12 protein-coding genes are annotated in these 12530 nt (G+C 38.3%); 6 read left to right on the top strand and 6 right to left on the bottom strand.

Features of this window, described 5'->3' with window-relative positions:
- From D017_RS09310 to D017_RS09285, 6 genes are all read right to left on the bottom strand, one after another.
- Positions 1-897 (bottom strand): DUF58 domain-containing protein, encoded by an 897-nt coding sequence (locus D017_RS09310; protein WP_035336155.1) that lies wholly within the window; start codon positions 895-897, stop codon positions 1-3.
- Between the two features lie 27 nt (positions 898-924).
- The gene (locus D017_RS09305; RefSeq protein ID WP_035336153.1) at positions 925-1923 is read right to left on the bottom strand and encodes a MoxR family ATPase; all 999 of its coding nucleotides are present in this window, start codon (positions 1921-1923) and stop codon (positions 925-927) included.
- 507 nt (positions 1924-2430) lie between these two features.
- A complete protein-coding gene (locus D017_RS09300; RefSeq protein ID WP_035336152.1) occupies positions 2431-3051 on the bottom strand; it encodes a DUF4159 domain-containing protein in 621 nt (206 codons plus the stop codon).
- Positions 3051-3497 (bottom strand): hypothetical protein, encoded by a 447-nt coding sequence (locus D017_RS09295; protein WP_035336150.1) that lies wholly within the window; start codon positions 3495-3497, stop codon positions 3051-3053. The genes D017_RS09300 and D017_RS09295 overlap by 1 nt, the downstream gene beginning before the upstream one ends.
- Before the next feature lie 204 nt (positions 3498-3701).
- The gene (locus D017_RS09290; RefSeq protein WP_035336149.1) at positions 3702-5018 is read right to left on the bottom strand and encodes a TldD/PmbA family protein; all 1317 of its coding nucleotides are present in this window, start codon (positions 5016-5018) and stop codon (positions 3702-3704) included.
- A gap of 26 nt (positions 5019-5044) precedes the next feature.
- Entirely contained in the window at positions 5045-6679 is a 1635-nt protein-coding gene (locus D017_RS09285; protein WP_013751485.1) for a TldD/PmbA family protein, read from the bottom strand.
- Between the two features lie 761 nt (positions 6680-7440).
- On the opposite strand from D017_RS09285, the gene D017_RS09275 reads away from it, so the two are divergent.
- The 6 genes from D017_RS09275 (at position 7441) to D017_RS09250 (ending at position 12524) form a co-directional block, all read left to right on the top strand.
- A complete protein-coding gene (locus D017_RS09275; protein WP_051583854.1) occupies positions 7441-8322 on the top strand; it encodes an aldose 1-epimerase family protein in 882 nt (293 codons plus the stop codon).
- 161 nt (positions 8323-8483) lie between these two features.
- A complete protein-coding gene (locus D017_RS09270; RefSeq protein ID WP_035336146.1) occupies positions 8484-8996 on the top strand; it encodes a hypothetical protein in 513 nt (170 codons plus the stop codon).
- A 4-nt stretch (positions 8997-9000) separates the two neighbouring features.
- Positions 9001-10266, top strand: coding sequence for a cation:proton antiporter (locus D017_RS09265; RefSeq protein ID WP_035336144.1), 1266 nt, complete (start codon positions 9001-9003; stop codon positions 10264-10266).
- A gap of 66 nt (positions 10267-10332) precedes the next feature.
- Positions 10333-11034, top strand: coding sequence for a zinc transporter (locus tag D017_RS09260; RefSeq protein ID WP_035336142.1), 702 nt, complete (start codon positions 10333-10335; stop codon positions 11032-11034).
- 78 nt (positions 11035-11112) lie between these two features.
- Positions 11113-11886, top strand: coding sequence for a TrkA C-terminal domain-containing protein (locus tag D017_RS09255; RefSeq protein ID WP_035336140.1), 774 nt, complete (start codon positions 11113-11115; stop codon positions 11884-11886).
- Positions 11887-12008: 122 nt separating this feature from the next.
- Complete coding sequence (locus tag D017_RS09250; RefSeq protein ID WP_035336139.1) at positions 12009-12524, top strand: PepSY domain-containing protein; 516 nt, start codon at positions 12009-12011, stop codon at positions 12522-12524.
- Positions 12525-12530 lie beyond the last annotated feature (6 nt).

The raw sequence follows: 12530 nt of genomic DNA, 5'->3' as shown, positions 1-12530 counted from the left end.
TCAAAAAATAGCGCTTCGCTTTTTTAAGAATAAATGCAATGCTTCGCCAATATGGTCTTCTAGTGAAAATAACTCATAGTCTATACCGCTAGTAAGTAACGCTTCCTTGGTATTACTCATAGATTGCTCTAGCGCTTGTAAATAAGTAGCTTTTGCAAACTTTGCGTTTACCTTGACCTTAGCACCAGTTTCAAGATCTTCAAAAATAACTTGTCCTTTGTAATCAAATTCTAGTTCGCTCTTACCTAGCAAATGCAACACTGCGACTTCGTTTCTGGCAGTTTTAAGCTGTTTAATCATTGTTATAATTTCTTCGTCCTTTTCATAAAAATCTGTAATGAAAAATATAAGTTCTTTATGACTACGATTATGTAGCTTCTCACTTGCCAACTGCTTAGGCCAAGTGCCTTGATTTTTTAATTGCAATAATTGGTACAAGAATCTATTAAAATGCTGCTTCCCAATAGCCGGCTGCAATGCTTCTAACTTTTGATTATTTACCGTAAGTAAACCTATCGCATCACCTTGCGTTTGTGCTAGATGTGCAAGACTTGCCACGAGCACATTTGCATATTCTATTTTTGAAATATCACCTTCCTTATGAAGCATAGACATGCTTGCGTCTACTATAAATCTCACAGAGATATGAGTATCTATCTCTGACTGCTTGATGTAATATCTACCGGAACGAGCAAGCATTTTCCAGTCTAGTAACCTGAGGTCATCACCAGGTTCATAGCCTCGATATTGACTAAATTCTAACCCAGCCCCTACTCGCCTACTTTTATTAAGTCCAGACAGATAACCGTCTACGATAACGCGCGAAATAAGTGATAATCCAGAAACTCTGTTTATCACTTCGGGTTTAAGTAGCGATTTATAATCGTCTTTTGGCATATTTATTCTTTGCTGCTATTATGCTGATTAGGCTAAGTTTATTTCTTTAAGTAAGTGAGTGGTTACTTGGTCTGATGTAATCCCTTCTGCCTCTGCCTTGAAGTTGACAATCACTCTATGACGCAATACTGGTAAGGCCACATTTTTAATGTCTTCTAGTGTTACTGCCATTCTACCTTGTGAGAGCGCTCTCGCTTTTGCTGTAAGAATCATTGCCTGCCCCGCTCTTGGGCCTGCGCCCCAGCCTACCCATTGTTTTACATAGTCATTTGTGGTAGTTTCTGGTCTGGTCGCACGTACTATCGTACTTACAAAATCAATGAGATTATCGCTTATAGGCACCTCTCTTACAAGTTGCTGTAGTCGTAAAATATCTGCTCCTGTGAGTACAGAATGCACTGTCTGCTTAACGCCACTCGTAGTACTTTTTAAAATATGAGTTTCCTCTGCTGCTGTAGGATATCCTATTTTGATATAGAACAAAAAACGATCTTGCTGCGCCTCTGGTAATGGAAATGTACCCGATTGCTCAATAGGATTTTGAGTTGCGAGTATAAAAAATGGACGCTCAAGACTATAAGTTTTACCAGAATAGGTCACCTCAAATTCTTGCATCGCTTCCAGTAATGCAGCTTGTGTTTTTGGCGGTGTACGGTTAATCTCATCGGCTAGGATGATATTTGCAAAAATAGGTCCCTTCTTGAATTCGAAAAACTTTTTACCCGTAGCCTGATCTTCCTCCAGAATCTCTGTCCCAATAATATCTGAAGGCATTAAATCTGGCGTAAATTGGATACGTTTAAAATCCAAGTCTATCGCCTGTGACAAGGTGCGAATCATCAAAGTTTTTGCAAGCCCAGGAACTCCTTCTAACAAGGCGTGACCACCAGCAAGAAACGTAATAAGCAATTGCTCTACCGTTTCCTCTTGACCAATAATCACCTTTGCAATCTCTTTCTTAAGATCTTTAAGCTTCCCAGTGAGTGTGGTTACTTCTTGTTGTAATTCGGTTAGTGTGTTATTCATAGTTTTACCTTATTAAATCTCTGTTCCAAATTTTCTCTCCCCAACCCTGAAGGGTAGAAAATTCTGGACTTGGTTGTTCTTTTCAATATTGTACTCTTTCTCTTAGTTACTCCTGTAAAACATCATTTTCTTCCTCTTAGCTTCTCCTGTAAAACATCTCCCCTAACCCCTCTTCGAAGAGGAGAACTTTTAAGTTGCTTTTTGCAAAGCAAAAGCAAAAGCAAACTCTTCTCGCAACAGTGTCCCTCTTTGAAGAGGGAGTCAGGGAGATGTTGGCTGTTTACTTTCTCTTTCTGAATTTTCCTCTCCCCGCCCTGAAGGGTGGGAAAATTCTATGTTTGGGTTCATCTTATCAATATTACTCTCCTCTTAGCTTCTCCTGTAAAACATCTCCCCTAGCCCCTCTTCGAAGAGGGGAACTTTTTAAGTTGCTTTTGCGAAGCAAAAGCAAACTCTTATCGCAACAGTGTCCCTCTTTGAAGAGGGAGTCAGGGAGATGTTGGCGATTTATGATGTCAATGCATACATCACGATATTCACTCCAAATTTTGTGTTATCAATTTTATACCAACGTTTGTTTCTGAAATCATAATCCCACTCGCAGCCGTAATCTTTGTTGCTGTACAGTACTCCTATTCTTCCATTAACCTCAATGGCTTTTAGGTACTCATGTACGAGATCATCTCCCCAGCCGTTTAGTTCTTGACTTGTGGTGGGTGGACCGTCTTCAAATTCAAAAAAGACGTTATAAATCTCGTGATCGTTGGGAATCTTTTTTAATGCATCTTGACCAAAAATCTCTTCCATCTGGCGCTCAAATGATTTGGCAAATAATCCGTCGATGTCGTGATTGCAGTCATCTGCAAAAACAAAACCTCCGTTTTCTATATATTTTTTAAAATTCTCTTTTTCCTTCTTTGTGAACTGTACGAGCTTATGTCCTGAGATATAACAAAACGGACATTTAAAAATCTCATCGCTCGCTAGTGAGATAATGTTCTCTGTAGTATCTACCGCAAGGGTGGTATACTCTACCAGTGAGTTGAGCAAATTAGAAGGCATACGCTGATCTACGTCCCAGTCTCCAGATTCGTATTGCAAGCGCGTAAAGAAGAATTTGTTTGGCATTAGTTTGTTCTAAATCTTAAAATTAGATTTTCAAGTTCACACAAATCTTTTTTACCATATTTATCTGTACTCACAGAAAGGTTTAACGTGTAAAACCAGTTTTCTGTAGGATGCTCAACAGTCACGTAAAGAGATAAAGATGGTATCGAATCAGTATTAAAATCTACTAAATTCCAAAGAGATTCCTGACCGTCAATAACAATGCGCCCCGATTCGATAATATTAAAATTTGCTTCAACATCAGCTTGAGTATTTTCTTTACTCTTCCAATTCTCAGCTTTCGTTAGTTCAGTAATACTAAAGGTTTTAAAATTATCCCCATCAATTAAGCCTACTGTGACGCCATTACTTAAATGATCTGTATGAAAATATGGCACCCAATCTTCATTTGGAACCTCAAAACTAAATCGTCCAATATTATCATCTACTCTAATCCCTTCTTTCACATCTATCTGTTTACACAGACAATTAGTTAAAAAAGCAGATTTTTCTTGACAGGATATGATTAAAAAACATACTACTAATAACGAAAATGGAACTATTTTCAATGTAATGATATCTCAGATTAATAATATTTTCGCGAAAGCGAACCTAAAATAAAAACTGGCTACCACTTTTGTGATAACCAGTCTTATATAATTTATATGATTTTATACAGCATCTGAAAGACTGGTAAATGTAAAATCGCGTATTTTCATATACGGGATTAAACTACCATCTACGCGTACTTGCTTGCCTAGAGTTTCCAGATTATTAAGCATAATAATAGGACTCTCATTAAAGCGGAAGTTCTTTACAGGATACTTGATTTTTCCGTTCTCAATGTAAAAAGTTCCGTCGCGGGTAAGACCTGTGTACAGTAATGTTTGAGGATCTACAGAACGTATGTACCATAGTCTTGTAACGAGGATCCCTTTCTTTGTAGACTTGATGAGATCTTCTAGAGATGCATCACCACCGCCCATGATAAAATTACTAGGAAACGGTACTGGCTTTACACCCTTTTCTTTTGCCCAGAAACGATCGTATGCAAGGTTTTTTACCACTCCGTTTTCTATCCAGCTCGTCTTTTTAAGCGGTTGTCCTTCTCCGTTCCAAGTACCTGCTGGCACTTCTTCATTAAGAGGATCTGACCATAGGTTTACACGCTCATCTACAATTTTGACTCCTAATTTTGTTCCTCCACCTTCTTTAGACATAAAGCTTCTTCCCTCATCTGCAGATCGTGCACTTATAGAACGACCGAGTCCTTGAAGTAATCCCAATCCGGCAGACGGTTCAAGAATTACGGTGTACTTACCTGGCTCGATTGCTTTTGCTTCACGAGACATTACTGCCTTATCAATAGCAACTTTTGAAGCTTCTGCTGCGTCAAATTTTGACACATCATTAAAATCTCTTGTTACCCATCCAGAACCCGTACCATCGTTAGATCGCATGGTTACTGTAAACTCAACGTTAGTCGACTTGTTATAAGCAAACAGTCCGTTAGAATTCATCATCGCGCTAAAGCCTGCACCACCATCTAGAAAACCAGCTGCGGTTACATCATTTGCTTTGGCTGGTTGTATACTGCTCTCCGCTACCTGTGCTCTATACTCTGGAGTCATGTTTGCCGTTGCCTCTACATACGTTTTTGACTCGTCATACGTTTGCGGTCCTAATGGCTCCATAAATTCAGGGTTTTCTGGAGCAAGCTTTGCAAGTTCTTCTGCACGTTTTACCACTTTTTCAAGTGACGCATCATCAAACTCGTCTATGGTTGCTGTGCCTGATTTTTTACCAAAACTTGCAGTGACCGCAAGACTCTGGTTAGACTGGTGTCCTGAGGTAGAAACAGAGTTACGTGCATAACGGATGTTACCACTCTCGCTACCGCCTAAATTTATAACGCAGGCATCTGCAGTAGAGAAGCTCATTGCTTTCTCCATTACTTTTTTTGCCTCTTCTTTTGAAAATATTCCCATTGTGTTTCTTCTTTAAAAATTGACGATTAAACGTTACGACCCGTGTTGATAACATTAATATCATTAAATCGTGTCGTGGCACTTCCATGTGATACTGCGCTCACTTGTGAAGGCTGCCCTTTCCCGTCGAAGAATGATCCAAAGAGACGGTAGTCACTCTGATCACATATTTTTGCACAAGAATTCCAGAACTCTTGTGTATTAGACTGGTATGCTACATCATTGAGCATCCCAACTATTTTTCCATCCTTAATCTCGTAATACATGGTACCACCAAACTGGAAGTTATATCGCTGCTGGTCAATAGAATAAGATCCACGCCCTGCAATGTAGATTCCTTTTTCTACATCCTTAATCATATCGTTAATAGAATACGGCTCCTTACCTGGCTCTAGCGAGATATTAGGCATACGCTGGAACTGTACATCGTTCCAACTTTGCGCATAACAACATCCATGAGATTCGTTCTGGTCTATCATTTGTACTTGGTCACGTATTGCCTGGTAATTTACCAGCACACCATTACGTATGATATCCCATTGCTTGGTTTTTACACCTTCATCATCCCAGCCTACAGCTCCTAGTGATCCCACTTGTTGCTTATCTGCTACAATGTTTACAAGGTCACTACCATATTTAAAGTTTTTAGACTTCCACTTATCTATGGTTGCAAAACTTGTTCCTGCATAGTTTGCCTCATACCCAAGTACACGATCAAGCTCCGTAGGGTGACCTACAGACTCGTGAATGGTAAGACCTAAGTGGTTAGGCTCTAGTACAAGATCATATTTACCAGCATCTACAGATTTTGCCGTAAGCATTTCTTTAGCCTGCTTTGCCGCCATGGCAGCATCTTCTATAATATCGTAGCTATTTCTATATAACTTCAATCCTTGCGGACCTTCAAGTTTTTCTGACTCAAGACCATCTAGGTATTCATACCCAAGTCCCATAGGAGCACTCATAGCCTGGCGGGTTTTAAACTTACCACCACCTACAGCCGTCACGCCAAATGTAGGCCAGATACGGTGCACATCTTGATCAATATATGACCCTTCGGTAGAGGCAAAATACTTTTGCTCATTTACCATAAAGAGCGCAGAGTTTACAAAGTTTGCACCATTAGACTGCGCAGCAGCATTTGCCGTAAGCAACAGCTCTACCTTCTCAGATACCGGTACTTCTTTAAAGTCTTTTTTAATAGGCGTTTTCCAGCTCACCTCTCCGTAAGAAGCTTCTGGAGCTAGCACTACTGGGTTGGTTTGAAATTTTGAGTTAGCCTTAGCAATTGCTACTGCCTGCTCTGTTGCCTTCTGGATACCATCTGGCGTCACATCATTAGTAGATGCAAAACCCCAAGTACCATTTGCAATCACGCGTATCCCTATCCCAAAAGATTCGGTATTTACAACGCCTTGCACTTTATCTTCACGCGTGCGCACAAACTGGTTTAGGTATCTCCCTATTCTAGCATCTGCATATGAAGCACCTAAACCTTTTGCCGTATTAAGGGCGACATCTGCCATTTGTTTTTTAAGCAGTACGTCCATTCCTGGTTCGAGCAGTGCTTCTGTTGGGATATTGTTTCCCAGCATCATCGATGGCACCATTAAGGCACCTGCTCCCATACCAGCGAGTTGGACAAAATTTCGTCTTTTCATAAGGTCTTAGGTTTTATTGAATTGTTTGTTTTATTGCGTTTTTAACATATAATTATTAAAAGCAGTATAATATCAGAATTTATGTTAAGGTGTCTTGTAGTATAAATGCTAATTATATCTTAAAATTTTACGCTTTCGCGAAAACTTGATTCCTCAAACACCTACTCCATTCATATAAACAGAGGATACAGCCGATTTAAATTGTGCATAAAAGTTGAAATCCTAAAGAAAGCACGTAGATTTATAAAAAAGACTACTTTGGAAATAAATAAACACACACTTATAAGCCTTTTAGGAATAGGAGCATTTGGTCTATTCTCAATTTTAGAATTCTCTCACTTAATTAAATATGTGATAGAACAATTGCTAATAATTTTCAATTCTAATTCGATAAGCTCTTTATGGGTGCCTGAAATAACGGGTACTGTTATTTTTACAATCGCTATAGTAGTATGTGCGAAGTATGTCAAATTATCCATTATCATAAATAGTAAGAAATGGTTATTTAGTTTTATTTCCATCTTTTTTATAATTATCACACTACAGTTTCTATCATCCTTCTTCGGCACTGGATTTTTGATTAGTACTTTTCCAACTGAGTTTGACAACTTTTATGAACTAAAAAAAGAAAATTTACAACTTCTTGCAAATTTGGCATTCATACCTATACTTAGATATATAATTGTAGTTATAGTTTTAATATGGGAAATAAGAAAACGTGACGATAATCTAATAAATGGACCAACAAAAAATACATAACCATGCTCCACACCATACAAAACGAAAACCTCATCTGTACCATTACTTCAAAAGGGGCAGAAATACGTTCTTTAATTAATAAGGAGACTGGTGAAGAATACATCTGGCAAATTGATCCTTCAGTTTGGGGAAGTAGTTCGCCGGTGTTGTTTCCTGCTATTGGTAATATCAAGGAGAACAAGATTGTTTTTAATGGAGAAGACTATGCTATGACTAAGCATGGAATTATAAGAAATAATGAGCAGCTTGAATTTCAGCAACACGACGCGTCTAGTTGTTCTTTTACGCTCACAAGTTCTGATGAAACATTACGACAGTATCCATATACGTTCCATTTTCGCGTAAGCTTTACCCTTGTTGAGTATCGGTTGTTAATGACCTATACGGTTACAAATAATGATACCGTGCCTATGCATTTTGCATGTGGTGGTCACACTGCTTATGCTTGCCCGCTTGATGAGCATACTGCACTATCTGATTATGTCATTGAGTTTCCAGAGCCACTTAATCTTGAGTCTCGCACACTAGGAGATAGTGGATTATTATCTCCTACAACACGACCTATTAAAACTGATAACGGCCAATTACCACTCTCAGAAACGATCTTTAATGAAGATGCGCTCATCTTTACAGACATTAATTATGACTGGGTACGACTGCGTAAAAAAGATAAAAAGAAAGGTGTTATCGTGCGCTTTAAGGATTATCCAAACCTGGCATTATGGTCAAAACCTGGTGCAGACTATGTGTGTATTGAACCCTGGTTAGGACTTCCAGATAGTGAAGATGAAAGTATCGATATCACTAAAAAAGGTTCTTATAAAACGCTTTCACCAGGTGCAACCTTTAATATCACTATTGAAACCGAAATAGAGCAAAACTGACTGCCGTGAGTTACTGACCAAGTCTTAAACAATGGCTATCACGCATTCTGATTATTAAAAAAACGAACGATAAAGCAGAAAAGTAGTATCTTCTTTCCATATTATATGCTTCTTGAGCGTACTTGATATTCTAAAAGCACTCATTTGACTATTGCATTATTATGAAAATAACAACTACTCTCTTAGTACTATGTATCGCTACCACAGCTTTTTCTCAGCGTGAGAAAACAAAAAAACCAGGCGTTTCATTTAAGATATCTACAGAAGCTGTCCCTCGACCATCTGAGAAACTCAATAATGTGCTTGATTATTTTGAAGATCAAGATCGTTTAACACGGGTATTGGATGCTCCGTGTAATGATTGCGATACCACCATAGACCAACTAGAAAGGCAATTTCTTATCAATAGTTTAAAAGAGATAAAGCAACATTTCGCTTCTAAGATCTCTGTAGATGAACATGATTTTTTGAGAATTGAAGGACATCAAGGAAAGGTTTATAAAACAAAAGAAGAGGTGATAAATGCATATCAAGAGTATCTCGCCATTAAAATCAAAGAACTCCAGATAAAAATAAATGTGAACGAAAAGGAGATTAAAGAAAGTAGACTGGCACCTATACCTCCTCCTGCGATTCTTGAGGAAAGAGTTAGAGTAAATAATAAAAACAACTAGCTTTATGGCGTTAATCGTAGAAACCCCTCCTTATTTTGTTGCGCTAGCATGCACCGGTTTTGCCATCTCGCTTATGGCGTTTATTCCCGTGTATTCAAAAAAAATAAAAATCACTTATATCATACCACTACTACTATTAGGTATGATATTATTTTTTGCGGGTGCTCCTTTACCTTGGCCAGATCCGCTATGGGAGTTAGAAACAGGTAAGATTGTAAGTGAAGTTATTGTGATTATAAGCCTTATGACGGCTGGGCTCAAAATAGGCACGAGTTATAAGTGGAGTGATTGGAAAAAACCTTTATCGCTCGTAGCGATTACAATGCCCTTATGCATGATTGCCATCTTTGCCATTGCTCACTATTTACTAGGACTCAATGGCCCAGTTTCTTTACTTCTCGCAGCAGTGCTTGCTCCTACAGATCCTGTGCTCGCTAGTGAGTTACAACTAGAAGAGCGCCAGGATTTAGAAGAAAGAAATACAGGTTTGCGATACACACTTACTGCAGAGGCTGGAATCAATGACGGGTTTGCATTTCCATTTGTTTTCTTAGCTATATTATGGAGCGAGGCTAGTAGTTTTCAAGAAATAGACTGGTTACACTTTATAAGTTATTATTTCTTATTTAAAATTATAGGCGGTCTACTAGTAGGCGCCTTGATAGGGTTTATATACAGCTGGGTGGTACACTATCACAGTAAAGAACATCAAAAATATATACTCAATGGTTTTATTGCGGTCGCACTCACGTTCTTTTCCTATGGCCTAGGGGAAATACTGAGCACCTACGGCTTTTTAAGTGTGTTTGCTACCGGCGTTTTTATGCAATATCACTGCGGCAAATCTGCAGATGATAATGTAAACACCTCCATGCTGCACTTTGCAGAGGAGACAGAAAAATTACTCGTCGCACTGTGGACTATCTTTTTTGGTGGCGCACTAGTATCAGGTATTTTATCATATACAGATGTAGACGGTATCATAGCTAGTCTAGTTATTGTACTCGTGTTGCGACCTATTTTTGGGTACCTCGCTATGCTTACTACAAGCTTTTCAAGGGCAAAAAAATGGGCTATTAGTTTCTTTGGAATACGCGGTATAGGGAGTTTCTTTTATCTTAGTTATGCTTTGATACATGGCGATTTTACAGAGTATGACGAGCTATTCGGGATTGTGAGCTATGTAGTTCTCTTTAGCATTCTCATTCACGGACTCACGAGCCTTCACGTAATCGATTATTTTAAGCGAACTAATAAAACAGCCTCATAATCGCACACTAGCGTACATAGATTTAAAAATTTTTAGTTGGCTTAAAGCCAAAATATCTTTTTCATTATGCTTATTACCATTCTCGTTGTATTTGTTGTTTCAATATCTCTAGTTGCTGGTGCAATGTGGGGATTATATGGCAAACTATCGAAAAAAACAGAGGGATTTCTCATTGCACTTGCTGGAGGAGCACTCATCGTATCTGCAGTATTAGAGCTTATAGAACCAGCTATGGAGGATGGTGATGTACTGCTACCGCTGCTATTTGTTTTTATAGGGGCTTTGGTATTTACTGGTTTAGATTTTTATGTAAAAGAAAAGTGGAGTTCAAAAAGCGGAGGCGCGGGTCTTCTAGCAGCCATAACCTTAGACGGTCTTCCCGAAAACCTAGCGTTAGGTGTAGCTCTTATAAGCGCAGACCCACTTGCTGTGGCAGCACTCTCAGGATCTATTTTATTATCAAACCTTCCCGAAGCCGCAGGTGGAGCAAAAGAAATGAAAGAAGATGGTAGGTCAAAAAAGACAATTCTCATATTATGGACGGGAACAGCCTTACTACTTTCTGCAGCTGCGCTAATAGGCTACTTCTTTCTAGAAAATGTTTCTAAAGATATTCTCAATAACATACGATGCTTTGCAGGAGGTGCTGTCGTAGCCTCACTCGCCATTGAAGTATTTCCAAAGGCTTTTAAAGAAGATAAATACTGGACTGGTATTGCAACTGCTCTAGGTCTGGTCATTGCCTTTTACCTTAATAGTCTGGCATAAATAGCGCCTGAATGAACGCAAATTTTTTAAGAAGATTATGATTAATAACTAGCTTTGTAGCTTCTAGAATCACCACATATGATCGCAGCTGTTTCTCTATTCCTTATTATTACTATCTCTGTATTAATCACAAAGATTTCTACTATTGCATTAGTACACACAGGGCTCTCAGAAGAAAGTGCCAAGTTTCAATCACGATCTGCTTATACTGGTACAGGATTAAGCACAGAGGAAACTGAAAATATTATGAACCACCCTGTGCGCCGTAAAATTATTTATAATTTAATGCTCATAGGTAATGCAGGTATCGTTACTGCCATGTCTTCATTGATCCTCACCTTCGTACTACCAGATTCTAATGCTAGTCGATTTTATGGGTTTTTAATTATTGTGGGCGGTATTCTATTGTTATGGTTTGGAATACGAAGTAAGTATGTTAACCGTGGCTTATCTAAAATAATTAATAGGATGCTGAAAAAGTATACAGACCTAGAAGTTCAAGATTATGCTGCTGTATTACACCTAAAAGATAATTTTAAAATTGTAAAGGCTACTGTGGATACAGATGGCTGGATGTGCAATCGTACATTACAAGAACTAGACTTACGAGAAGAAGGAATCACTGTGCTAGGTGTGGAGCGTGAAGGCGCTGGTTACTTTGGATCTCCATCAGGTAGTTTTAAAATGTTACCACATGACGAAGTAACACTTTATGGCAAGTCTGACGGTATCAAAAGCATATATAGTCGTAAGAAGGATCATTATGCACATCTCGAACATAAGAAATTTGTAGAAAAAGAAGAGCAACGCAAGGCAAATGATGTTGAGAAAATGAAAAACATAGCAGACTAAAACTAGTGTAGTTTTCTACAAAACACATTATAAATAGTAATCAGTGTTTTTAACACTTTTACAAGTCTTCTGCTTTTACACGGCATTAGTTTTTTATACCTTTCGCTCCTAAATAAAGATACATGGCTCGTAAAAAATCTACTTCACTTAAAATGCGTATTCTTCACAGATACCTAGGCTTCTTTTTAGCAGGAATCATGGCGGTTTATGCGATAAGCGGAATTGTATTAATCTTTAGAGACTCAGATACTTTTAAGAATACGGTTGTGATAGAAAAAACGCTTGATCCAAACCTCTCTGCTCAATCACTTGCCAAGGCTGTAAATAATAAGAGACTCAAGGTTACTAAAGAAGAAAGCGGTATCCTTTACTTTAAAGAAGGTACGTATAATAGCGCCACGGGAGCGGTTGTCTATTCTAAAAAAGAATTGCCTTTTATTCTTGATAAGCTCACCCATTTTCATAAAGCTAAATCTGGAGACCCTTTGTATTTTTTAAACATCTTTTTTGGTCTAAGTTTACTATTCTTTGTAGTATCCTCATTCTGGATGTTTATTCCATCAAGTCCTATTTATAGAAAAGGAATGCTCTTTGTTGCTGGAGGAATTGCACTAGCGCTTATATTACTATTTGTCTAAACGCAA

Origin of the sequence: Dokdonia sp. PRO95, assembly GCF_000355805.1 — a bacterium.
Lineage (GTDB): Bacteria > Bacteroidota > Bacteroidia > Flavobacteriales > Flavobacteriaceae > Dokdonia.
The sequence above is the reverse complement of the archived record's forward strand: the minus strand, read 5'-3'. Positions and strand labels throughout refer to the sequence as shown.

Coding starts and splice junctions, on each gene's coding strand:
- D017_RS09270 (WP_035336146.1), top strand. CDS start 8,484: ATGAAAATAACAACTACTCTCTTAGTACTATGTATCGCTACCACAGCT.
- D017_RS09275 (WP_051583854.1), top strand. CDS start 7,441: ATGCTCCACACCATACAAAACGAAAACCTCATCTGTACCATTACTTCA.
- D017_RS09310 (WP_035336155.1), bottom strand. CDS start 897: ATGCCAAAAGACGATTATAAATCGCTACTTAAACCCGAAGTGATAAAC.
- D017_RS09300 (WP_035336152.1), bottom strand. CDS start 3,051: ATGCCAAACAAATTCTTCTTTACGCGCTTGCAATACGAATCTGGAGAC.
- D017_RS09260 (WP_035336142.1), top strand. CDS start 10,333: ATGCTTATTACCATTCTCGTTGTATTTGTTGTTTCAATATCTCTAGTT.
- D017_RS09290 (WP_035336149.1), bottom strand. CDS start 5,018: ATGGGAATATTTTCAAAAGAAGAGGCAAAAAAAGTAATGGAGAAAGCA.
- D017_RS09305 (WP_035336153.1), bottom strand. CDS start 1,923: ATGAATAACACACTAACCGAATTACAACAAGAAGTAACCACACTCACT.
- D017_RS09265 (WP_035336144.1), top strand. CDS start 9,001: ATGGCGTTAATCGTAGAAACCCCTCCTTATTTTGTTGCGCTAGCATGC.
- D017_RS09285 (WP_013751485.1), bottom strand. CDS start 6,679: ATGAAAAGACGAAATTTTGTCCAACTCGCTGGTATGGGAGCAGGTGCC.
- D017_RS09250 (WP_035336139.1), top strand. CDS start 12,009: ATGGCTCGTAAAAAATCTACTTCACTTAAAATGCGTATTCTTCACAGA.
- D017_RS09255 (WP_035336140.1), top strand. CDS start 11,113: ATGATCGCAGCTGTTTCTCTATTCCTTATTATTACTATCTCTGTATTA.